Raw genomic sequence first — 23,277 nt, forward strand, 5'->3', positions numbered from 1 at the left:
TCACGGCGTTCTGGGGCCCGCACTGGCGGCGCGAGATCTCGGTGATGGTCGCCGGGTCGGCCGAGCAGTTCGCGACCCTGGCCGGGGGCGGCGCCGATGTCGCGGCCACCGGTTCCCCGGCCGGCGGGGTCCTGAACTTCCTGATCGTCTGGTTGATCCCGGTCGTCCTGGGTGTCGGCTACGCGCGCGGCCTGACCGATCGCCGCTGCGCCGCCGTCGCGGCGATCGCCGCGTTCGGGGCTGCACTGGCGCTCGTCGGACCCGGCCGGTACGAGGTCTCGCTCGTGGTGACGGGCGTCGAGGAGTTCTCCAACGTCGCCCCGCCCACGCTGGTGCTGGCGCTGCACTGCATCTGGATGTCGTGCGCGTTCCTCTGTGTCGCCGGTGCCGTCGGCCGCTGGGCCCGCCGCCCGCGGGTGTGGCGGATCGTCAGCGCGGGCAATGCCGGCGCGATGACGCTGTACCTCTGGCACATCGTGGCCATCGCGATCGCCGCGTTCGCCCTGCACGCGGTGGGGCTGGACGCCTACGACGTCTCAGCGCCCGGGTTCTGGGGGCTGCTGGCGCTGCGCGAGGTCGCGTTCGCCGTGGTGATGTTCGGGTTGTTCCGGCTGCTGGCACCGCTGGAACGCCGCCCGCTGCCGTGGTGGGACCGTCCCGCGACGTGCACCGGCGCCCGCGCCGCGGTGGTGGGCGCACTGATCTGCGTCTCGGGCGTCGTGCTGGTGGTGACGGCCAAGTTCGGGCTCGGGGACCCGGCGGGCTGGTCGGCGCTGGCCGCCTTCCTGACACTGATCGCCGTCGCCCGGGTCTGCGCCGTTGCGCCGGCCGGGCTCAGCGTCCCGTCGGCACCGAGAACAGTCGGCTCGCCGCGGCCTTGACCGGGTCGGGCAGGACCCGCAGGGCGGTGCCCATCACCTTCGACATCGGGGACGACGCCACGACCTGCCGGTCGCCGCGCATCAGCGCGTCGAACCCCTGGCGGGCGACGTCGGCCGGATCGTCCTTGGGGCCGCGGCCCACCGGCGTGTTCAGCATCTTCGCCCTGGCGAAGAAGTTGGTGTCGGTGGGGCCGGGAAGCAGTGTGGTGATCGTGATCGGCGAATCGCGCAACTCGTCCTGAAGGGCCTTGGCGAACGACTGTACGAACGATTTCGACGCGTTGTAGACCGGCTGGTACGACCCGGGCATCATCGACGCCACCGACGAGGTGAACAGGACCCGGCCGGCCTCGCGATTGGCCATCTCGCGCAGCACGAGCTTGGCCAGGTGCACCGTGGAGCGCACGTTGAGGTCGACGACGCTCAGGTCGTCCTCCAATTCGCTTTCGAGGAACATGTCGCCACGCCCGACGCCGGCGTTGAGCGCGGCCGCCGAGAGCGCCCGTCCCCCTTCGACGGTGCTGTTGAACAGGTGTTCCACGCCGTCCGGGGTGCGCAGATCCACCTGGACCGACTGCACCGCGACCCCGAAACCGGACAGTTCGCCCGGTATGGCGTGAATGGCGTCGTCATCGGCGGCGACCACGAGGTCATAGCCGTGGTTCGCGAACTGGCGGGCCAACTCCAGGCCGATTCCGCTGGAGGCTCCCGTGATCAATGCGAGTTGTGCTTCTGTCATCCCGAGCCCGTACCCGGGGGCGGATGCGGCAAAAGCGGCTTTCGCTTCCCGGATGGCCGGGGACGGAATGCGAAAGAATGCCTCCGGCCGCGCACAGGTTCGGCGGAAAACTTGATCCCATCCAAAAAACGGACAAGGATCGGAACCGATGACCGAAGAACCCGACTACTCGGCGGTGCTGAGGTCGGCGGCACTGCGTGTCACGCGGCCGCGGATGGCGGTCTTGCACGCCGTTGGACAACACCCCCACGCCGACACCGAACTCATCATCAACGCCGCGCGCGAACTGCTGCCCGACGTCTCCCGGCAGACCGTCTACGACGCGCTGAACGCTCTTGCCGCAACGGGATTGGTGCGCCGCATCCAGCCCGCCGGTTCGCTGGCCCGCTACGAGACCCGGGTCGGTGACAATCACCACCACGTGGTGTGCCGGTCCTGCGGAGTGATCGCCGACGTGGACTGCGCGGTCGGCGAGGCGCCCTGCCTCACCGCATCAGACGATCTCGGCTTCGAGGTCGACGAGGCCGAAGTCATCTACTGGGGCGTCTGCCCCGACTGTTCGACAGCCCCATCACCGCAATGATGTACGGATTACGAAAGGGAACACTGTGACCGACACCTCCGACGCCCGCCCCCCGCACTCCGACGACAAGACCCGCAGCCACAGCGAGTCCGAGAACCCGGTGATCGAATCGCCGGAGCCGAAAGTCCACGCCCCGCTGACCAACAAGGACTGGTGGCCCGAACAGGTCGACGTGTCCGTGCTGCACAAGCAGAACGAGAAGGGCAACCCGCTCGGTGAGGACTTCGACTACGCGACCGAGTTCGCCAAGCTCGACGTCGAGGCGTTCAAGCGCGATGTCATCGAACTGATCAACACCTCGCAGGACTGGTGGCCCGCCGACTACGGCAGCTACGCCGGCCTGTTCATCCGGATGAGCTGGCACGCCGCGGGTACCTACCGCATCTTCGACGGGCGCGGGGGCGCCGGTCAGGGCTCCCAGCGCTTCGCCCCGCTCAACAGCTGGCCGGACAACGCGAACCTCGACAAGGCGCGCCGGCTGCTGTGGCCGATCAAGCGCAAGTACGGCAACAAGATCTCCTGGGCCGACCTGATCGCCTACGCCGGCAACGCCGCGCTGGAGTCGTCGGGATTCCAGACGCTCGGCTTCGCGTTCGGCCGCGAGGACATCTGGGAGCCGGAGGAGATGCTCTGGGGCCAGGAGGACACCTGGCTGGGCACCGACAAGCGCTACGGCGGAACCAACGACAGCGACCGTCAGCTGGCGCAGCCGTTCGGCGCCACCACGATGGGCCTGATCTACGTCAATCCCGAAGGTCCCGAAGGCAAGCCGGATCCGCTGGCGGCCGCGCACGACATCCGCGAGACCTTCGGCCGGATGGCGATGAACGACGAGGAGACCGCCGCGCTGATCGTCGGCGGCCACACCCTGGGCAAGACGCACGGCGCGGCCGATGTGAACGTCGGTCCGGAACCGGAGGGCGCACCGATCGAGCAGCAGGGTCTGGGCTGGAAGTGCCCGTTCGGCACCGGTAACGCCAATGACACCGTCACCAGCGGTCTCGAGGTGGTGTGGAGCACCACGCCGACCAAGTGGAGCAACGCCTACCTGGAGCTGCTCTACGGCCACGAGTGGGAGCTGACCAAGAGCCCGGCCGGCGCCTGGCAGTTCGAGGCCAAGGACGCCGAGGCCATCATCCCGGATCCGTTCGGCGGCCCGCCGCGCAAGCCCACCATGCTGGTCACCGACGTCTCCATGCGGGTGGACCCGATCTACGGGCAGATCACCCGGCGCTGGCTGGAGCATCCCGAGGAGATGAACGCCGCGTTCGCCAAGGCGTGGTACAAGCTCATGCACCGCGACATGGGCCCGGTCACCCGCTACCTCGGACCGTGGGTGGCCGAGCCGCAGCTGTGGCAGGACCCGGTGCCCGCGGTGGATCACGCGCTGATCGACGAATCGGACATCGCGGCGCTGAAGAACTCGGTGCTGCAGTCGGGCCTGTCGGTGCCCCAGTTGGTGAAGACGGCCTGGGCGTCGGCGTCCAGCTTCCGCGGCACCGACAAGCGCGGCGGTGCCAACGGTGCGCGCCTGCGTCTTGAGCCGCAGCGCAGCTGGGAGGCCAACGAGCCGTCCGAGCTCGACAAGGTGCTGCCCGTGCTGGAGAAGATCCAGCAGGACTTCAACGCCTCGGCGACCGGCGGCAAGAAGGTCTCGCTGGCCGACCTCATCGTGCTGGCGGGTTCGGCGGCGATCGAGAAGGCCGCCAAGGACGGCGGCTACGAGATCTCGGTGCATTTCGCGCCCGGCCGCACCGACGCGTCGCAGGAGCAGACGGACGTGGACTCGTTCGCGGTGCTCGAACCGCAGGCCGACGGCTTCCGTAACTACGCGAAGCCGGGGGAGAAGACCCCGCTCGAGCAGCTGCTGGTCGACAAGGCGTACTTCCTCGACCTGACCGCTCCCGAGATGACGGCCCTGATCGGCGGTCTGCGCACCCTCAACGCCAACCACGGGGGCAGCAAGCACGGCGTGTTCACCGACCGGCCCGGCGTGCTCAGCACCGACTTCTTCGTGAACCTGCTCGACATGGGCACGGAGTGGAAGCCGTCGGTGGCCACCGAGAACGTCTACGAGGGCAAGGACCGGGCCACCGGTCAGCCGAAGTGGACCGCGACCGCGGCCGACCTGGTGTTCGGCTCGAACTCGGTGCTGCGCGCGGTGGCCGAGGTCTACGCCCAGGACGACAACCAGGGCAAGTTCGTCGAGGACTTCGTCGCCGCCTGGGTCAAGGTGATGAACAACGACCGGTTCGACCTGCGGTAAGCCGTAGCGTCACAGCCGGTTCTCGGATCCGAGTACCGCCCACACCGTCTTCCCGGTGGCTGTCGGCATCGAGCCCCACGATCGGCTCAGTGTCGCGACGATGGCCAGCCCGGAGACGGTGTGGGCACCGGACACCGGATCTTCGCGTCGCGCAGCGGGAGTGCGGGACTCGTCGCTGACGGCGACGGTCACGTCGCCGTTGCAGCTCTCCAGGACGAGTGCCGGGCGGCTGAAGGTGTGCTCCAGCACGTTCTCGACGAACACCGACGCCACCGTGGAGGCCGACAGGATCAACTCCTGGTGACCCCACCCGGTCAGCCACTGCCACCAGGTCCCGGGTCCGTCGCAGGCTGGCCCGCTCCGCGTCCAGGTCGGCGGCGGCCCGCCTGCGGATGCGGTGTGCCGCGCCGAGCGACGCGACCGCAGCACCCGCCTCGGGGTACACCGGGACGTAGCGGGCCGCGCCGGAACGCCGGATCGCCTCCCGCCCGGCGGCGTGGCCGCACACCAGCACCACCGGCACGTCGGGCCAGGTGCTGACGTGCCACCGTGCGCTGGTGAAGACGGTCCACGCGCTGTCGGAGGGGACCTGCAGTGCGCTGACCTCGACCAGGACCGCCGTCGGCTCGTCCAGCGCCGCCTTGATGACGCTGTCCCGGACGCGGCGGTAGGTCGTGCTGTCCAGCGTTCCTGACACCGTCAGCGTGACGGTGCCGCCCGGCGACGGTGTCGCCGAGATGTCGACCGCACTTCGTTCATGCATCCGCGCCGGGCACTCCGGTCTCGACGAGGGAGATCCGCTCCCGCAGCACGGCCAGCGCCTTGTCGGTTTCGGCGGCCAGCGCCGTATACCGTTCGCGAATTCCCGCTGATGCGGCCTTGCCGGCGAGCTGATGGGCCAGCCGGGACTTCTCCTGCAGGCTGCGCACCGCCGCCATCAGTGCCCTCTGCACCTCGCCGTCGCGCGCCGACAGCAACGCGTCGGCGCTCCAGCCGTGGCCGATGTGGCACCTGTAGTGCCCCTCGCCGGCCACCTGTAGCGATCCGTTGCAGTCAGGGCAGGTGAAACCCGAAGGAGGACCGAAGGATTCGGGGTCCACCTCAGCGGCCGCCGGTTCGCTCATCGCGATGTAGTTCTCCAGTTCCATGTAGCGGTCGGGCAGTCCGCCACGGCGGGAAAGGTCCTGGGAGACGAATTCGGCGAGCACGGCTCCGAGGTCGGAAGCGCGGACGGTCCGGTCGACCACGCCGGCGCGCAGCGCGTTCGACGGCATGGCGGGAAACAACGCGTCGTCCGGGGACTGGCACAACGTCGCGCCGCCCCTGGCGCGGATCGCGGCCAGCCCCAGCACCCCGTCGTCGAGGACACCCGAGAGCAGCACCCCGATGGCGCGCGGGCCGAATGCCACCGCCACCGACCGGAACATCGCGTTGAGCGCCGGACGGTGACCGTTCTCGCCCGGACCCCGCGACAGCACGATCCGGTGATCCTGGGTGAGCAGGTGACGGCCCGGTACGGCGACATGGATCCGGCCCGGTTCCAGCGCCATCCCGTCCTCGGCGCTGACAGCGGTCAGCGGACCCGCGCGGTCGACGATCTGCGCCAGCACGCTCGGACCGTGCGCGGGCAGGTGCAGGGCCATCAACACCGCGAACGGCAGGTCCGCGGGCAGGCTTGCCGCCGCTCTGGTCAGGGCTTCCACACCGCCGGCGGAACCTCCTATCGCCACCACACCCCGGATGCGCGCGTCCTTCGGCTCCACGGTCACCCCGAACAGGTACCCGCACCCGGCGCAGATAACCGACCGAGTCATCCCGGCAGCGAAGACGGCGGGACAGCACGCGAAGAGGGGGCCGACCGGCCGTTTGGTTTTCCGCGGAATCGGCGCATCTACGTCTACGTCAGAAAGTCAGGAAGGACCGTATGAAGATCGCGATGGTAGGTGACCTGACCGACGGTGGCTACGACGTCGTCAGCCTCGCCGATGCGCTGGCACGGCGCGGACCCGAGGTGCGGATGCTCACCGCGGGCCCACAGGGCGCCGCTCCCGCCGGGGGTTTCACCATCGACCGCATTCCGGTCGAGGTGGCCCACGGCGCCCGGCCCGAGGACCTGATGCCGTTGATCGGTGACATCGCGCGGCACCTGATCCGGGCATGGGAGTCGGCGCGGCCCGACGTCGTGCACTGCCACGGCTGGGGCTACGGGATGGCGGCCCAGTTGGCGGCGAAGCGTTGCCCGGTTCCGACGGTCCAGACGTTCCCCGGCCTGACCGCGGCCGCCCGCCGGGACGGTGACGGCATGGACGCCGCGATGAGGATCCAGTCCCTGTTGGTGCGCAACGCGACGGCGGTGACCGTGCCGTGCCATGACGACATGAGGGACGTCATCCGGTTGGGGTGCCCGCGCGCGAGAGTGTCGGTGCTCGCCCCCGGCGTCGAGGTCGACGACGTGACCGCCGAGGAGATCGTCTCGCGGGGTACGGAGCCGACCCGTCGGATCGTGGCGGTCGCGCGCGACCTCACCCCGGCGCAGGGTCTCGCACAGGTGCTCCGTGTGCTTCCGTCGCTGGGTGCCGCGGAGCTCGTGCTCACCACCACGCACGCCGATGACGGACAGTGCTCGGACCAGCTGCTGGACCTGGCGCGGAAACTCAAGATCGACAAGCGGGTACGACTGGTCGCCGGCGTGAGCGGCGACGACCTCACCGCGCTGTTCCGGTCCGCGGACGTGGTGGTCGCCCCGGCGCTGTACGAACCGTCCTGTGCCACGGTGCTGCAGGCGATGGCGTGCGGCGCACCGATCGTCGCCACCGCCGCCGGCGGCGTCCGTGACGCGGTCATCGCCGACGTCACCGGCCTCCTGGTCTCTGCCGGCAGACCCGATGCGCTGGCCCGCGCGCTGCGCTCCATCCTCGGCCAGATGGTGCTGCGCCAAGGTATGGGCCTGGCCGGACGCTCGAGGGCGCGATCACGGTACAGCTGGGACCGCATCGCCACCGACGCAGAGGTCGTCTACGGCTCGGTGCTGGACCGCGAATCTGCACCCCTGCGCTGAGCTGCGGCTCAGCGCGGTCAGCGAATATTTGAAAGCTGTTGTAATCCAGCGATTTTGACCCGGATCCGGGGCCGGGGAACTTTTTCGCCCGAAACGTTTGGCGAATTCTCTTAAGGGTATTTGGCGCCGCATGCCGCCGAGCTCTCGGCGCCGCAGGGTGCTGATCTGGCACGTCCACGGATCGTGGACGGAGTCCTTCGTGGCCGGCGGACACCACTACCTGATCCCGGTCGACGACGCCCGCGACGGGGATGGCCGGGGCAAGGCCGGACGGGATTGGGCGCACGCCACCGAGATCGGCGTCGGTGAACTGTCCGACGCCGAAGTCGACCTCGTCGTGCTGCAGCGCCCGCACGAGCTCGACCTCGCCGCGCGGCTGCTGGGCCGGCAGCCGGGAATCGACGTGCCCGCGGTGTACGTCGAGCACAACACGCCCCGGCCGTACGCCGCCGACAGCGTGCACCCGATCGCCGGGCGCACCGACATCCCACTGGTCCACGTCACCGAGTTCAACCAACTGATGTGGGACAACGGGTCGGCCCCGACGCGGGTCATCAACCACGGCGTCGCCGACCCCGGCCGGCTCTACACCGCCGAGGTGCCCGCCGCCGCGACGATGATCAACGAACCGGTCCGGCGGTGGCGCACCGTGGGCGCCGACCTGCTCACACCGCTGAGCCGCTACGTGCCCGTCGAGGTGTGGGGGATGGGCACCACCGCGCTGGACAGCGAGCCCCGGGTGACCGGGCGGGTCACCGGACACGGCGACGTCCCGGGCCGGCCGGTGCTGCACGCGGTGGCCCGCCGCAGCGCCTACCTGCACACCGCTCGCTGGACCTCGCTGGGGCTCTCGTTGTTGGAGGCCATGTGCGCCGGAATGCCGGTCGTCGCGGTGGCCGCGACGATGGCGCCCCTGGTCGTCCCGGCCGAGGCGGGGGTGGTCAGTGCCGATACCGCGGTACTCGGGTCCGCCCTACGGCATTTCGTCACCGACCGGGAGGCAGCTGAAATCGCAGGCAAGGCCGCACGTGAATTCGTGCTGGCGCACTTCGGGCTCCGACGCTTCCTCGGCGACTGGGACCGGTTGATCGAGGAGGTTTGTTGATGCACGCCACGACCCGACGGCTGGAGATCGCCATGGTCTCCGAACACGCCAGCCCGCTGGCCTTCCTCGGCGGAGTCGACGCCGGCGGCCAGAACGTCGCCGTCGCCGAACTGTCCTCGGCACTGGCCGCGCAGGGTCACCGCGTGGTGGTCTACACCCGCCGCGACGATCCCGATCTGCCCGACCGGGTGGACACCGGACAGGGGTTCACCGTCATCCACGTCCCCGCCGGACCGCCCGAGCCAATGCCGAAAGATGCTCTGCTGCAATACATGCCGCAGTTCGGTGACTATCTCGCCTCGTGCTGGAAGCACCGGCGTCCGCACGTGGCGCACGCGCATTTCTGGATGTCCGGGCTGGCCACCACGGCGGCCGCGCGCCGCCACCACGTTCCGGTCGTGCAGACGTTCCACGCGCTCGGTGTGGTCAAGCGGCGGCATCAAGGCGCCGACGACACCAGCCCCGACGAACGGATCCGGCTGGAGTCCGCCCTGGCCCGCGACGTCGACTGGGTCGCCGCGACCTGCACCGACGAGGTGTCCGAGCTCAGCGGGATGGGGCGGGACTGCACACGCGTGTCGGTGGTGCCGTGCGGCGTCGACCCCGGCGAGTTCGGTGATGCCGGGCCGACCGCCACCCGCGGCCGACTGCACCGCATCGTTTCGGTCGGAAGGCTGGTGCCGCGCAAGGGTTTCGACACCGTCATCGCGGCGATGACGCACCTGCCGACCGCCGAGCTGGTGATCGTCGGCGGTCCGGACAAGTCCGAGCTCGGTGTGCGTCTGCCGTTCGGTGAGATCCCGTTGACCGGTGAGGTGTACGAGCGGCTGAGGGACCACCGCAGTGCCGGTGACCTGATCGCGGGGATCCGCCCGGAGCACCTGGAGGACGCGTCCGTCATCGACGCCTATGCCAGGATCAGCGCGCTGGTCTTCGACGTCACGGTCGAGATGGTGGAGTCCCTCGGCGCCGACAAGTACGTCTACTTCGGGGTCGACGGCCCCGGTGCCCAGGCAGAACAGCTCACCGAGGTCGCCGCGGAGTCCGGGGTGGGGGAGAACGAGTTCGTCGCGCGTGTCCCCGTGCAATCGACCGCGAAGCCGGGCGCCACACTGCAACTGGCGTTGAATCCCGGCAACGTGCAACTCTTCGATCCGCGTACCGGAGTCAACCTGTCGCTGCCGGCGGCCGGTACGTGAGCGAGGTCCTCGACCGGGTGCGTACGCACCTGCTGGATCACTTCGCACGCCGCGGCGTCACCGCTGAGCCGAGCGTCGCGAGCGTCACCTTCCTCGGTACCGAACGCATCGACGTGCTGCGGTTCGCGGCGCCGGGAGACGGTGCAGTGCAGTATGTTTCGCTGGGATGTTCGCGGCACCCGATGGGGGACCCGACGGACATGCTGGCCGATCCGGTGCAGGGCCCCCGAGCCGAGATCGTCGTCGCGTTGCGGGGGCCCTCGCCGACCGGGCTGTCGCGGTCGGTCGCGATCGTCGCCGCAGCACCGGCGGTCGAGGGACTGGTGCTGGCGCCGGACGCGCTGATCGACCTCGAGACACCGCTGTGGGAGGGAGCGCCGTTCACCGCTTTCCTGTTGGGTGGCAGCGACATCGATGATGTGGTGCTGCCTGATCCGCTGTCGCCGGTGACGGTTCTCTCGGCGGTGCCCATCACCGCGACGGAGGCGGCGTGGGTGCGGCTCAAGGGGGCGGAGGCGATGAGGGAGGCGTGGGGGCAGGACGGGGTGGATCCGACGGACCCACGGCGGCGGGCCGCCAATCCAACCTGAGCGGCGGGCCGCCAATCCAACCTGAGCGGCGGGCCGCCAATCCCACCTGAGCTCAGAGCCAGTTGTTGCGCCGGAAGTTGCGGTACAGCAGCACGCACACCGCGGTCATCACCAACAACACCATGGGATAGCCGAAGTCCCAGTGCAATTCGGGCATCGCGTCGAAGTTCATGCCGTAGATGCCTGCCAGTGCGGTGGGCACGGCGGCGATCGCGACCCAGGCCGAGATCTTGCGGATGTCGACGTTCTGCTGCATCGCCACCTTGCCGAGCGCGGCCTGCACCAGCGAGCTGAGCAGTTCGTCGTAGCTGGCGATGCGGTCGGAGGCCTTGATGGTGTGGTCGAGGACGTCGCGCATGTAGCGGCGGATCTCGGGGTTGATCAGGTCCCCGTGATCGGTGCCGATGGCCTGCAGGTCGGTGGCCAGTGGGCTGACGGCCCGGCGCAGTTCGACGACCTCGCGCTTGAGCAGGTAGATGCTCTCGATGTTGGTCCGCGCCAGCGGGGAGAAGATGTCCTCCTCCATGGCGTCGATGTCGGTTTCGATCAGATCGGTGACGTCGAGGTAGGTGTCGACGACCTGATCGGCGATCGCGTGCATCACCGAGTAGGGGCCGAGGCGCAGGTTCTCCGGTGAGTTCTCCAGGTGTTTGCGTACCCCTGCCAGGCCGCCGTGCTCGCCGTGCCGCACGGTGACGACGTAATCGTGCCCGACGAAGATCATCACCTCGCCGGTCTCGACGATCTCGCGGGCCTTGGCCATCGAGTCGTGTTCGACGTAGGTGACGGTCTTGAGCACCAGGAACAACATGTCGTCGTAGCGCTCGAGCTTGGGCCGCTGGTGGGCGTGCACGGCGTCCTCGACGGCGAGGGCGTCCAGGCCGAAGACGTCGGCGACGGCCTGCATCTGCTGTTCGTCGGGCTCGTGCAGACCGATCCACACGAAAGCGTCTCGGCCCTCGGCTTCGAGTTCGTGAACCTTGGCCAGCGCCGCGGCGTGGGTGTATCGGCCGGGTAGCCGCTGCCCTTCGCAGTAGACGCCGCAGTCGACCATCGCCTGCGAGACCGGGACGTGGATCCGCTTCGCGTCCGGAGCTGCGGTCTTCGCCCGGCCCGCGGCGCGGATCCTGCCCACCTGCCGGCCCGTCGACGACGGCGGCAGCGCACGAAACGAGGGCATGGACTCACCTCCCCTCGTCAAGGCGTAGGGCTCGGAGATGCCCTTCGGGCACCCGGGAAATCGTACGCGCCCGCATCGCGCTGTTCTCCTCACCGACGGGGAACCCATTCCTGTGAGTTTGTATGGTCGGTTACCCTGACGCCCGTGTCGGAATCAGTGGGATCGGTAGAGCGCACGCCGCAGGTCGTCATCGAGGACAGCGAGATCTTCGAGGCTCACGAGGGCGGCAAGCTCTCGGTTGAATTGAAATCGCCACTGGACACCCAGCGGGCGTTGTCGATCGCCTACACCCCCGGAGTCGCGCAGGTCAGCCGCGCGATCGCGTCGGACAAGACGCTGGCGGCGAAGTACACGTGGGCGAATCGGCTCGTCGCCGTCGTCAGCGACGGCAGTGCGGTGCTGGGGCTCGGGGACATCGGCGCCGCGGCGTCGCTTCCTGTCATGGAGGGCAAGAGCGCCCTGTTCAAGACGTTCGGTGGGCTGGACTCGATCCCGATCGTGCTGGACACCAATGATCCCGATGAGATCGTCGAGACGCTGGTCCGGCTGCGGCCGAGCTTCGGCGCGGTCAACCTGGAGGACATCTCCGCGCCTCGCTGCTTCGAGATCGAGCGGCGCGTCATCGAAGCCCTGGACTGCCCGGTGATGCACGACGATCAGCACGGCACCGCGATCGTGGTGCTCGCGGCGCTGCACGGTGCGGCGAAGGTGCTCGACCGCGACATGCACACGTTGCGGGTGGTGATCTCCGGCGCCGGCGCGGCCGGTGTGGCCTGCGCCAACATCCTGCTGGCCAAGGGCATCGCCGATGTCACCGTGCTCGATTCCAAGGGCATCATCCACACCGGCCGCGAGGACCTCAATTCGGTCAAGGCCGAACTGGCCGAGCGCACCAATCCGGCGGGCCGCACCGGCGGCGTCGCCGAGGCGCTCGACGGCGCGGACATGTTCCTGGGCCTGTCCGCGGGTGTGGTGCCGGAGGAGTTCATCGCGACGATGGCGCCCAAGGGCATCGTGTTCGCGCTGTCGAACCCCGATCCGGAGATCCACCCCGACGCGGCCCGCAAGTACGCGGCGGTCGTCGCCACCGGGCGCAGTGACTTCCCGAACCAGATCAACAACGTACTGGCCTTCCCCGGGGTGTTCCGCGGGGCGTTGGACGCCGGCGCCCGCCGCATCACCGAGAAGATGAAGGTCGCTGCGGCCGAGGCGATCTTCTCGGTCGTCGGTGACGACCTCGCCGTCGACCACATCGTCCCGAGCGCGCTGGATCCCCGGGTGGGTCCCGCGGTGGCAGCAGCGGTCGCCGCCGCGTCCGAGGGTTAGTCGCCTGAGCCGCTTGTGTTTTCGGGACCGCTGGCTGCGGCTGGTGTCCGCGGTGGTGGCTGCGGCCGTGCTCGCGGGATGTGGCGGTCAGTCGCCGCCGCCGTCGATTCCGGTCGGGTCACCGGCGGATCCGGAATCGCAGTTGGTCGCCCATCTCTATGCGGCGGCGTTGCGCTTCTACGGCAATGCCGCGCATGTGACGGTGACGGACGCACCGCTCCGGCTCCTCGACTCCGGAGAGATCCAGGTCGCGCCGGGATTCACCGGGACGCTGCTGGCGCGGTTCGCGCCGGACTCTGCTGCCCGGTCGGACGTGCAGGTTTACCGCACTCTGCTCTCGGTGTTGCCCGAGGGAATCGCCGCGGGTGACTACACCACCTCGGCGGAGGACAAACCGGCCGTCGCGGTGACCGAACGCACCGCCGACGAGTGGGGCGGCCGGGACGTCAGCGCGATGGCGCGCCGGTGTGACGGTATCGCGTTCGGGTCGGTCGCCTCGGTGCCGCACCCGTCGGCGGTCGGAACCTGCACGTTGCCGGCGGCACGCGTCTTCGCCGACGCCGAGGCGATGTGGGCCGCGCTACGCGCCGGTCAGATCGACGCCGCGTGGACGACGACCGCGGCCCCCGGCGTTCCGTCGGAGGCCCTGGTGCTGTCGGACAAGACGTCGCTGATCCGCGCCGAGAACCTGGTGCCGCTGTACCGGCGGAATGAGCTGACCGAGTCACAGGTGCTGGCGCTCAACGAGATCGCCGGGGTGCTCGACACCGGTTCGCTGGCCGACATGCGACGCAAGGTCGCCGAGGGCACCGAACCCGGCCTGGTGGCCGGGCAGTGGCTCGAGGCGCACCCGCTCGGTGTCGGGAACTGACGCGGGCTACTTCTCCTTCGGCGTCAGCCGGGCGACCGCCTTCGGGAACAGGCTCTGGTATCCCGCGCCCAGGACGCGGATCACGACCTCGAACATCTTGGCGTCGCCGCCGACCAGGATGCGGGCTTTGTTCTTGCGCACGCCGTCGAGGATGATCTTGGCGGCCTTCTCGGGTGTGGTGCTGGCCAGTTTCTTGTCGAACGTCTTGGCCAGTTCCTCGGCGTCGAGGCCTTCGGCGGCGCTGGCGTTGCGCGCGATCGCGGTCTTGATGCCGCCGGGGTGCACGCAGGACACCTTCACCGGATGGCCGGCCAGACCCATCTCCTGACGCAGGGCTTCGGTGAAGCCGCGCACGGCGAACTTCGCCGAGTTGTAGGCGGCCTGGCCGGGCACCGAGAACAGGCCGAAGACGCTGGAGACGTTGACGACGTGGCCGTCGCCGGACGCGATCAGGTGCGGCAGAAAGGCCTTGGTGCCGTTGACGACACCCCAGTAGTCGACGTCCATCACCCGTTCCATCTCCTTGAACTGGGTGATCTCGATGTCGCCGGTGAACGCGATACCGGCGTTGTTGTAGATCTGGTTGACCTTGCCGAAATGCTCGGCGACGCTGTCGGCGTAGAGGAGGAAGGCCTCACGTTCGGTGACGTCGAGCCGGTCGGCTTTGACCCGGGCGCCGATCGCCTTGAGTCGTTCTTCGGTGACGGCCAACCCCTCGGTGTCGACGTCGCTGATCGCCACGTGGGCCCCCGAGCGGCCCAGTTCGATCGCGAGCGCCTGACCGATGCCTGATCCGGCGCCGGTCACGACGGCCACCTTCCCGGCGAAGCCCTCCATGTCAACTCCCTCGTGGTGTTCTACGTGTGTTGAGTTGGTGCGAGCCTACCCGGTACCGCGGGTACCGAGGTGGTCCGGGTCGCGGGGCCGGTAATGGTAGACGGTCCCGCGGCGACAGTCAGAGCATGAAGTTGACGTACCCGGCCGTCGCGGTGGCCGTCGCGTCGGCCGCCGCGGCCGCGACGATGTCGGCGGCACCGGTTCGGGCCGACACGGCGACCGATGTCTTCCTGTCCTCGTTGCAGCACTACCGCCTCGGCGACATCGATCCGGCGACCGCCGTGCGCGTCGGGCAGTCGGTCTGCCCGAGGCTGGCGGCCCCGGGTCAGGACGTCGCGAACGTGGCCGCCGACGTCGCCGACGCGCTGGGCCGCCCGATCGGTCCCGCCACGATGTTCACCGGGCTGGCGATCCAATTCCTGTGCCCGCGCGCCGTCGACGCGCTCACCGACGGCGTGCCGTTCTCGTTCTTCCGGTAAACGACCGCGGCGGACGGCCGTGACCGTGCGCCGGGAAGGTCAGCCGAACGCCTCGTCGATGATCTCCTGCTGCTCGACGGCGTGCACCTTGGACGAGCCCGAGGACGGCGCCGACATCGCCCGCCGCGAGATCCGCTTGATACCGGCCAGCTTCTCCGGCAGCACCTCGGGCAAGGTCAGGCCGAGCGTCGGCCATGCGCCCTGGTTGGCCGGCTCCTCCTGCACCCAGAAGTACTGGTCGGCGTTCGGGTACTGGTCCAGCGTCTCGGCCAGGCGCCGCTTCGGCAGCGGGGCCAGCTGTTCGAGGCGCACGATCGCGACGTCGTCACGCTCTTCCTTGTTCTTGCGGGCCGCCAGCTCGTAGTAGAGCTTGCCGCTGGTCAGCAGGATGCGTTTCGCCTTGGACCGGTCGCCGGTGCCCTCGGTGTAGGTGGGCTCCTCGAGCACCGACCGGAACTTGGCCTCGGTGAACTCCCGCAGATCGCTGACCGCCGCCTTGTTGCGCAGCATCGACTTCGGCGTGAACACGATCAACGGGCGGTGGATCCCGTCGAGGCCGTGCCGGCGCAGCAGGTGGAAGTAGTTCGCCGGTGTGGACGGCACCGCGATCGTCATCGACCCCTCCGCCCACAACAGCAGGAACCGTTCGATCCGGCCCGACGTGTGGTCCGGGCCCTGGCCCTCGTGACCGTGCGGCAGCAGCAGCACGACGTCGGAGAGCTGACCCCATTTGGCCTCACCGGAGCTGATGAACTCGTCGATGATCGACTGCGCGCCGTTGACGAAGTCGCCGAACTGGGCCTCCCACAGCACCAGCGCGTTCGGATTGCCCACCGAGTAGCCGTACTCGAAGCCCACCGCGGCGAACTCCGACAGCGCCGAGTCGTAGACCATGAACTTGCCGCCGGTCGGGTTGCCGTCGCTGTCGACGGTCAACAACTCCAGCGGCGTGAACTCCCTGCCGGTCTTGCGGTCGATGATCACCGAGTGCCGCTGGGTGAACGTGCCGCGGCGGGTGTCCTGACCCGTCATGCGGATGGTCTTGCCCTCGGCCAGGAACGACCCGAGCGCCAGCAACTCGGCGAACGCCCAGTCGACCTTGCCCTCGTAAGCCATCTCGCGGCGCTTCTCCAGCACCGGCTTCACCCGCGGGTGCACGTTGAAGTCGTCGCCGAAGGCCAGGTGCGCGTCACCGATGCGGGCCAGCAGCGACTTGTCCACGGCGGTCTTCATGCCTGCCGGAACCATCTGGTCGGCCTCGACGGACTCGCTCGGCGCGATCGCGTGCTTCTCGAGCTCGCGCACCTCGTTGAACACCCGCTCGAGCTGGCCCTGGTAGTCGCGCAGCGCGTCCTCGGCTTCCTTCATCGAGATGTCGCCACGGCCGATCAGCGCCTCGGTGTAGGTCTTGCGCACCCCGCGCTTGGTGTCGATGACGTCGTACATGTTCGGCTGGGTCATCGACGGATCGTCACCCTCGTTGTGACCGCGCCTGCGGTAGCACAACATGTCGATGACGACGTCCTTCTTGAACTTCTGCCGGAAGTCGACGGCGAGTTTGGCCACCCACACCGCCGCCTCGGGGTCGTCGCCGTTGACGTGGAAGATCGGCGCACCGATCATCTTCGCGACGTCGGTGCAGTACTCCGAGGATCGGGAGTCGTTCGGCGAGGTGGTGAAGCCGATCTGGTTGTTGACGATGATGTGGATCGTGCCACCGGTGCGGTAGCCGCGCAGCAGCGCCAGGTTCAACGTCTCGGCGACCACGCCCTGGCCGGCGAACGCGGCGTCGCCGTGCAGCATCATCGGCACCACGGTGAACTGCTCGGAACCGTCGATCTCTTCGCCGGTGTCCAGCAGATCCTGCTTGGCGCGCACGATGCCTTCCAGCACCGGGTCGACGGCTTCGAGGTGGCTGGGGTTGGCGACCAGCGAGACATCGATGTCGTTGTCGCCGAACATCTGGATGTAGGTGCCGTTGGCGCCCAGGTGGTACTTCACGTCGCCGGAACCGTGCGCCTGCGACGGGTTCAGGTTGCCCTCGAACTCGGTGAAGATCTGGCTGTACGGCTTGCCGACGATGTTGGCCAGCACGTTGAGCCGGCCGCGGTGCGGCATGCCGATGACGACCTCGTCGAGCCCGTGCTCGGCGCACTGGTCGATCGCCGCGTCCATCATCGGGATGACGGTCTCGGCGCCTTCGAGGGAGAACCGCTTCTGCCCGACGTATTTGGTCTGCAGGAACGTCTCGAACGCTTCGGCGGCGTTGAGCTTGCTCAGAATGTACTTCTGCTCGGCGACCGTGGGTTTCTCGTGCTTGACCTCGATGCGCTCCTGCAGCCACTGCTGCTGTTCGGGTTCGAGGATGTGGGTGTACTCCACCCCGATGTGGCGGCAGTACGCGTCCCGCAGCAGACCGAGGATGTCGCGCAGCTTCTTGTGGCTCTGACCGGCGAACCCGTTGACCTTGAACTCGCGGTCGAGATCCCACAGCGTCAGCCCGTGGGTGTTGACGTCGAGGTCGGGGTGGCTGCGGAACCGGGTCTTGTCCAGCCGCAGCGGGTCGATGTCGGCCATCAGGTGACCGCGGTTGCGGTAGGCCGCGATCAGCTCGATGACGCGGGCGTTCTTGTCCTCGATGGAGTCCGGGTTGTCGATGCGCCAGCGCACCGGCTCGTACGGGATGCCCAGCTCGCGGAAGATCTCGTCGTAGAACTCGTCGTCGAGCAGCAGGGTGTGGATCGTGCGCAGGAAGTCACCCGACTCGGCGCCCTGGATGATGCGGTGGTCGTAGGTCGAGGTCAGCGTCATCAGCTTGCCGACCCCGAGTTCGGCGATGCGCTCCTCACTGGCGCCCTGGAACTCCGCCGGGTACTCCATGGCGCCCGCGCCGATGATCGCGCCCTGCCCCTGCATCAGGCGCGGCACCGAGTGCACGGTGCCGATGGTGCCCGGGTTGGTCAGCGAGATCGTCACGCCGGAGAAGTCCTCGGCGGTGAGCTTGCCGTCGCGGGCACGGCGCACGATGTCCTCGTAGGCGGCGATGAACTGCCCGAAATGCATGGTCTCGCAGTTCTTGATCGCCGCGACGACCAGTGACCGCTTGCCGTCCTTGCCGGCCAGATCGATCGCCAGGCCCAGGTTGGTGTGCGCGGGGGTGACCGCCGCCGGCTTCCCGTCGATCTCGGCGAAGTGCCGGTTCATGTTCGGGAACTTCTTGACCGCCTGCACGATCGCGTAACCCAGCAGATGGGTGAACGAGATCTTGCCGCCGCGGGTGCGCTTGAGGTGGTTGTTGATGACGATGCGGTTGTCGATCATCGCCTTGGCCGGGATGGCGCGCACGCTCGTCGCGGTCGGGACCTCCCGCGAGGCGTTCATGTTCTTGACGACGGCCGCGGCAGCGCCGCGCAGCACCGTGGTCTCGTCGCCGTCGGACGCGGCGACCGGCGAGGCCTTCGGCTTCGGCTCGGGTGAGGCTTTCGCATCGGACTTCGCGGGAGCCTTGTCCGCGGTCTTGGCCGCCGCCTCGTCCTGGTCCTTCTTGTCGTCTCTGGGCTTGGGCTTGTCCGTCGTCGCCGGTCGACCGCCGTTGGCGGTCGCGGGCTGGGGAGCGGGGGCGGGTTCCGGGGGAGCGACGGGCCGGCCGTTGCCGCCGGCCGCCTGAACGCTGCCGCCGACGGGACCGTCGTTCATCGGCTCGGGGGAGTAGTCGACGAGGAACTCGTGCCAACTCGGGTCGACCGAGGACGGGTCCTCCCGGAACTTGCGGTACATCTCTTCGACCAACCACTCGTTCTGACCGAATGGTGAAGGTGCGCTCACGGCTGCTATTCGCCTCAATTCTTCGCTTCGGGCCAGCACCCCGCGGCAGCCGGCCACCCCTTTTCGACCCGGTGTGCGGTTACCCGCGTTCAGCCGTATCAAGGCTAACGCTTCCGTCATCAGCCCGACCAGGCGACGTGCTTATGGTCATTGCGGACATGCGGCGACGGCCGGATGGCCGCCGTACGAGGTGGCCGAGCGGTGTCACCCGCGCGGGGCGGGCAGCAGATGCAGCGGAGACGGCCAACGCTCCGGCGGCGCGCCGAACGCCTTGTGCGCGTTGGCGACGATCTTCTTGCCCATCAACCGGTTGCCGACACCGCCGACGACCGCGCCGACCCCGACGGGCAGCATCTTGCCGAACGCCAGCGCGCCGCGCTTGAGCGTGTAGCGCTTGACGAAGTACCGCAGCAGCCGCGAGTTCAGCTGGGACAACGCCGGCAGCGGCAGTGTGGCCGCGCCCTCGGACACCCACGCGCCGCTGGTGCGCCCGGGACCGATCAGGTCGGCCACCGCGCGCTTGCCGTCCTCGCCGACGAGCACCGAGAGCACCAGCGCGCGGCGGCGCTCACGGTGCTCGGCCGGGATGCCGTGCACCTCGGCCATGGCGAGCACATACAGCGCCGTCGCTTCCAGGAACACCACGGTCTCGCCCGCGACGGCCGACATCGCGACCAGCGTGCCGATGCCGGGGAAGGCGGCCGCCGAGCCCACCGCCGCGCCACTGGCCATCACCGCGGCCATGTACTGCTTGTCCAGCTTGCCGACGATGTCGGCGGGGGTGGCCCCGGGATTGCCCTCGCGGAGCCGTTCGACGTAGGCCTTCACCGCCGGACCCTGCACGCGGGCGCCGCGTTCGATGATCTGGGAGAGCACCTTCGCGGCGACGGACGGATCCTCGTCGACGACGGCAGGCGACTGACTGGTGGCTCGTGACTTGCCACGCATGGGTGCTTCCTCCCTGTGAACCTGGTCTCAGGCTATCGCGTGGACAACGAACGGCGTCGTGCGCCACGTGCCCGGACGTGATCGCGGTCACGGTTGCCGGTCCCGGGAAGAAATCGATGGGAAGTGTCGCTAAGCAACTAGTGGCAATATCCCCTGTCGTGGATGTGAGGCAACCCGTGCGTGAGGCTCCGCCGAACCGCATCCGGATGATCGTGGTGCTCGGACTGCTGGTGGCGCTGGGCCCGCTGACCATCGACATGTATCTACCGGCCCTGCCGAAGATCGGCGAGGAACTGTCGGTGTCCTCCTCGCTCACCCAGCTCACGTTGACCGGCACGCTCGCCGGCCTGGCGATCGGACAGTTGGTCCTCGGACCGTTGTCGGACTCGCTGGGCCGCCGCAAGCCGCTGTTCGCGGGCATCGTGCTGCACATGCTCGCGTCGCTGCTGTGCCTGTTCGCGCCGAACATCACCGTGCTCGGCATCGCCCGCGGCCTGCAGGGCATGGGTGCGGCCGCCGGCATGGTGGTGGCGATCGCGGTGGTCGGCGACCTGTACAAGGACAACGCCGCGGCGACGGTCATGTCGCGGCTGATGCTGGTCCTGGGCGTGGCTCCGGTTCTCGCGCCGTCGCTGGGAGCCGCGGTGCTGGTGCACGGCTCGTGGCACTGGGTGTTCGCCGCACTCGTGGTCATCGCGGGGGCGCTGCTGGTGATGGCGGTGCTGGCCCTGCCCGAGACGCTGCCGGCCGAACACCGCCGTCCGCTGAGGGTGCGCGGCATCGTGGCGACCTATCTGGAACTGTTGCGCGACGTCCGCTTCGTGATCCTGATGCTGGTCGGTGCGCTGGGCATGTCCGGCCTGTTCGCCTACATCGCCGGTGCGTCGTTCGTGCTGCAGGGCCGCTTCGGCCTCGGGCAGACCGCGTTCGCGTTGGTGTTCGGTGCCGGCGCGATCGCGCTCATCGGCACCACACAGTGCAACGTCGTGCTGCTCAAACGGTTCGCGCCGCAGCAGATCATGGTGTGGGCGCTGCTCGCGGCGTCGGTGTCCGGCGCGGTGTTCGTCGCGCTGGCCGCCGCGCAGGTCGGTGGCGTGTTCGGCTTCGTGATCCCGGTGTGGGTGGTCCTCGCCGCGATGGGCCTGGTGATCCCCAACGCCCCCGCGGTGGCCCTGATGCGTCACCCCGACGCCGCGGGCACCGCGGCCGCGTTGCTGGGCGCCGTGCAGTTCGGGATGGGAGCGGTGATCGCGCCCGTGGTCGGTGTGCTCGGCAACGACGAACTCGCGATGGCGGTCGTGATGGCCGCCGGGGTGATCGTCGCGCTGATCGCGCTTCTGGCGACCGGCGCGCACCGCAGGAGCGCTCCGGCCGCCGTGCCGGAGGCGGTCGCCGAAGCCGCGTGACCGTCAGCCGCGTCCGCGGACTTGTCGGGACCACCGCCGGACCGTAGCGTCGGGCCGGACGTTCTCCCCTTGACTGAATTCTGGCTGACTGCACCATGTCCGAAACCTTGACCCCGCGTGCCAGGGGTGCCAACCCCTGGCACGCGCTGTGGGCGCTGCTGGTCGGGTTCTTCATGATCCTGGTCGACGCGACGATCGTGCCCGTCGCGAATCCGGTGATCATGGCGCAGCTGAACGTCGACTACGACGCGGTGATCTGGGTGACCAGCGCCTATCTGCTGGCCTACGCCGTGCCGCTGCTGGTGTCCGGGCGGCTCGGCGACCGGTACGGGCCCAAGACCATGTACCTGATCGGGCTGGCGGTGTTCACCGCGGCGTCGTTGTGGTGCGGTCTGTCCGACAGCATCGGCATGCTGGTCGCCGCCCGGGTGCTGCAAGGGGTGGGGGCCGCGCTGCTCACCCCGCAGACGCTGACGGTCATCACCCGTACCTTCCCGGCGCACAACCGCGGGGTGGCGATGAGCGTGTGGGGCGCCACCGCCGGCGTGGCGACGCTGGCCGGGCCGCTGGCAGGCGGTGTGCTGGTGGACACGTTGGGCTGGCAGTGGATCTTCATCGTCAACGTGCCGGTGGGGCTGGTCGGCTTCGCAATGGCCGTGTGGCTGGTGCCGTCGCTGCCGACACAGCACAGGAAGCGTCTCGACCTGCCCGGCGTGGTGCTCTCCGGCGTCGGCATGTTCCTGATCGTGTTCGCGCTGCAGGAAGGCCAGGCCTACCAATGGGCGGGGTGGATATGGGCCACGATCGCCGTCGGCGTCGCGATCATGGTCGCGTTCGTCTACTGGCAGTCGATCAACACCGGCGAACCACTGATACCGCTGGTCATCTTCCGGGACCGCAACTTCTCGATGGCCAACCTCGGGGTCGCGACGATCGGGTTCGTCGCGACCGGGATGATCCTGCCGTTGATGTTCTACGTCCAGGCGGTGTGCGGGCTCACCCCGACCCGGGCGGCGCTGCTGACCGCGCCGATGGCGGTGGCCACAGGCCTGCTGGCACCGGTGGTCGGCCGCGTCGTCGACCGGTCGCATCCCCGCCCGGTCGTCGGGTTCGGCTTCTCGCTGATGGCGATCGGCCTGACGTGGTTGTCCATCGAGATGACGCCGACCACCCCGATCTGGCGGCTGGTGCTGCCGCTGACGGCGCTGGGTGTGGCGATGGCGTTCATCTGGTCGCCGCTGGCGGCGACCGCGACCAGGAATCTGCCCCCGCAGCTGGCCGGCGCCGGTTCGGGTGTCTACAACACCACCCGGCAGGTGGGCTCGGTGCTGGGCAGCGCGGGCATGGCGGCGCTGATGGCGTCGGAGCTCTCGGCGAAGATCCCCGGCGAAGCGAGCGGGCCCGCGCAGGCCGAGGGGCAGGTCGCTCAGTTGCCGTCGTTCCTGCACGCGCCGTTCGCCGCGGCGATGTCGCAGTCGATGCTGCTGCCGGCGTTCGTCGCACTCTTCGGCGTCATCGCGGCACTGTTCCTGCTGGACCTGATCCGGTCATCGCCGCAGCGGCAGGAGACGCCGGAACCGGACTCTGGCCATGAACCCGATTACGGCTGGGCCGACGATGAAGACGAGTACGTCGAGTACGAGGTGCCGTGGGACGACACCGGGCCCGCGCCGGCCCACACCGACGTGCGGCAACCGGTCACCGAAGCCGACACCGACCGGGAATGGCGCAGCATCTTGGATCAGCTGCTCGACGCGGACGAGCCGTCGGGGACATCGACGGGTAACGGCCACAACGGGAATGACGTGCCGTCCGGCAGCGACGGACCGCACGGCGCCGCGGGCAGGCACGCGCGCGACTAGGACTCTGCTGATTAATCCGGCGTGGCGGGCGGGGTTTGTGGGCGCGTCCTCGAGATGATGGATGAATGCAGGGGCACTCTGATGATCAACCTGAGTTGTTGGATGCCGAATCGGTTGCCGGT

17 protein-coding genes and 2 pseudogenes are annotated in these 23,277 nt (G+C 68.9%); 12 read left to right on the forward strand and 7 right to left on the reverse strand.

Annotated features, from left to right (window positions below):
* A pseudogene (locus ASJ79_RS33500) lies at positions 1-881 on the forward strand (acyltransferase); the annotation flags it as partial.
* Here the strand turns inward: ASJ79_RS33500 and ASJ79_RS26340 are convergent.
* Complete coding sequence (locus ASJ79_RS26340; protein WP_067961732.1) at positions 835-1,620, reverse strand: SDR family oxidoreductase; 786 nt, start codon at positions 1,618-1,620, stop codon at positions 835-837. The pseudogene ASJ79_RS33500 and the gene ASJ79_RS26340 sit on opposite strands and share 47 nt — an antisense overlap.
* Positions 1,621-1,768: 148 nt before the next feature.
* Between ASJ79_RS26340 and ASJ79_RS26345 the strand changes: the two genes are divergently transcribed.
* Together ASJ79_RS26345 and katG are read left to right on the forward strand one after the other, a co-directional pair.
* Positions 1,769-2,203 (forward strand): Fur family transcriptional regulator, encoded by a 435-nt coding sequence (locus tag ASJ79_RS26345; protein WP_067961734.1) that lies wholly within the window; start codon positions 1,769-1,771, stop codon positions 2,201-2,203.
* A 25-nt stretch (positions 2,204-2,228) separates the two neighbouring features.
* Entirely contained in the window at positions 2,229-4,469 is a 2,241-nt protein-coding gene (katG, locus tag ASJ79_RS26350) for a catalase/peroxidase HPI (RefSeq protein WP_067961736.1), read from the forward strand.
* A 9-nt stretch (positions 4,470-4,478) separates the two neighbouring features.
* On the opposite strand, the pseudogene ASJ79_RS26355 reads toward katG, so the two are convergent.
* Both ASJ79_RS26355 and ASJ79_RS26360 read right to left on the reverse strand, forming a co-directional pair.
* Positions 4,479-5,232: pseudogene (locus tag ASJ79_RS26355) on the reverse strand (STAS domain-containing protein).
* Positions 5,225-6,283 (reverse strand): chemotaxis protein CheB, encoded by a 1,059-nt coding sequence (locus ASJ79_RS26360; protein ID WP_082754079.1) that lies wholly within the window; start codon positions 6,281-6,283, stop codon positions 5,225-5,227. Before ASJ79_RS26360 ends, ASJ79_RS26355 begins: the two are co-directional and overlap by 8 nt.
* Before the next feature lie 110 nt (positions 6,284-6,393).
* Between ASJ79_RS26360 and ASJ79_RS26365 the strand changes: the two genes are divergently transcribed.
* The 4 genes from ASJ79_RS26365 (at position 6,394) to ASJ79_RS26380 (ending at position 10,421) form a co-directional block, all read left to right on the forward strand.
* Positions 6,394-7,527 (forward strand): glycosyltransferase, encoded by a 1,134-nt coding sequence (locus ASJ79_RS26365; RefSeq protein WP_067961740.1) that lies wholly within the window; start codon positions 6,394-6,396, stop codon positions 7,525-7,527.
* Positions 7,528-7,657: 130 nt separating this feature from the next.
* Entirely contained in the window at positions 7,658-8,632 is a 975-nt protein-coding gene (locus tag ASJ79_RS26370; RefSeq protein ID WP_067961741.1) for a glycosyltransferase, read from the forward strand.
* A gap of 20 nt (positions 8,633-8,652) precedes the next feature.
* On the forward strand, positions 8,653-9,831 hold the full coding sequence (locus ASJ79_RS33505; protein WP_082754080.1) for a glycosyltransferase: 1,179 nt from the start codon (positions 8,653-8,655) through the stop codon (positions 9,829-9,831).
* Positions 9,828-10,421, forward strand: coding sequence for a suppressor of fused domain protein (locus tag ASJ79_RS26380; protein WP_067961743.1), 594 nt, complete (start codon positions 9,828-9,830; stop codon positions 10,419-10,421). The genes ASJ79_RS33505 and ASJ79_RS26380 overlap by 4 nt, the downstream gene beginning before the upstream one ends.
* A gap of 52 nt (positions 10,422-10,473) precedes the next feature.
* On the opposite strand, the gene corA is transcribed toward ASJ79_RS26380, so the two are convergent.
* Positions 10,474-11,601, reverse strand: coding sequence for a magnesium/cobalt transporter CorA (corA, locus tag ASJ79_RS26385; RefSeq protein ID WP_067961745.1), 1,128 nt, complete (start codon positions 11,599-11,601; stop codon positions 10,474-10,476).
* 144 nt (positions 11,602-11,745) lie between these two features.
* Here corA and ASJ79_RS26390 point away from each other — a divergent pair, with 144 nt between their 5' ends.
* Together ASJ79_RS26390 and ASJ79_RS26395 are read left to right on the forward strand one after the other, a co-directional pair.
* Positions 11,746-12,927 (forward strand): NADP-dependent malic enzyme, encoded by a 1,182-nt coding sequence (locus tag ASJ79_RS26390; protein ID WP_067961747.1) that lies wholly within the window; start codon positions 11,746-11,748, stop codon positions 12,925-12,927.
* A 13-nt stretch (positions 12,928-12,940) separates the two neighbouring features.
* Positions 12,941-13,798, forward strand: a complete 858-nt coding sequence (locus ASJ79_RS26395) for a glycine betaine ABC transporter substrate-binding protein (protein ID WP_067961749.1) — start codon at positions 12,941-12,943, stop codon at positions 13,796-13,798.
* Between the two features lie 6 nt (positions 13,799-13,804).
* On the opposite strand, the gene ASJ79_RS26400 is transcribed toward ASJ79_RS26395, so the two are convergent.
* Complete coding sequence (locus tag ASJ79_RS26400; protein ID WP_067961751.1) at positions 13,805-14,635, reverse strand: SDR family oxidoreductase; 831 nt, start codon at positions 14,633-14,635, stop codon at positions 13,805-13,807.
* 125 nt (positions 14,636-14,760) lie between these two features.
* Between ASJ79_RS26400 and ASJ79_RS26405 the strand changes: the two genes are divergently transcribed.
* Entirely contained in the window at positions 14,761-15,114 is a 354-nt protein-coding gene (locus tag ASJ79_RS26405; RefSeq protein ID WP_067961753.1) for a DUF732 domain-containing protein, read from the forward strand.
* A gap of 39 nt (positions 15,115-15,153) precedes the next feature.
* Here the strand turns inward: ASJ79_RS26405 and ASJ79_RS26410 are convergent, their stop codons facing one another.
* A complete protein-coding gene (locus ASJ79_RS26410) occupies positions 15,154-18,891 on the reverse strand; it encodes a multifunctional oxoglutarate decarboxylase/oxoglutarate dehydrogenase thiamine pyrophosphate-binding subunit/dihydrolipoyllysine-residue succinyltransferase subunit (RefSeq protein WP_231751056.1) in 3,738 nt (1,245 codons plus the stop codon).
* A gap of 252 nt (positions 18,892-19,143) precedes the next feature.
* Positions 19,144-19,887 carry a hypothetical protein gene (locus ASJ79_RS26415; RefSeq protein WP_067961756.1) on the reverse strand — a complete coding sequence of 248 codons (744 nt, stop codon included), beginning with the start codon at positions 19,885-19,887 and terminating at the stop codon, positions 19,144-19,146.
* A gap of 116 nt (positions 19,888-20,003) precedes the next feature.
* Between ASJ79_RS26415 and ASJ79_RS26420 the strand changes: the two genes are divergently transcribed.
* Together ASJ79_RS26420 and ASJ79_RS26425 are read left to right on the forward strand one after the other, a co-directional pair.
* Positions 20,004-21,293: a multidrug effflux MFS transporter gene (locus tag ASJ79_RS26420; protein ID WP_067961761.1), complete on the forward strand. Its 1,290-nt coding sequence runs from the start codon at positions 20,004-20,006 to the stop codon at positions 21,291-21,293.
* 95 nt (positions 21,294-21,388) lie between these two features.
* A complete protein-coding gene (locus ASJ79_RS26425; RefSeq protein WP_067961757.1) occupies positions 21,389-23,155 on the forward strand; it encodes an MFS transporter in 1,767 nt (588 codons plus the stop codon).
* The last annotated feature ends 122 nt before the right edge of the window (positions 23,156-23,277 follow it).

Source organism: Mycobacterium sp. NAZ190054, from assembly GCF_001545925.1.
Lineage (GTDB): Bacteria > Actinomycetota > Actinomycetes > Mycobacteriales > Mycobacteriaceae > Mycobacterium.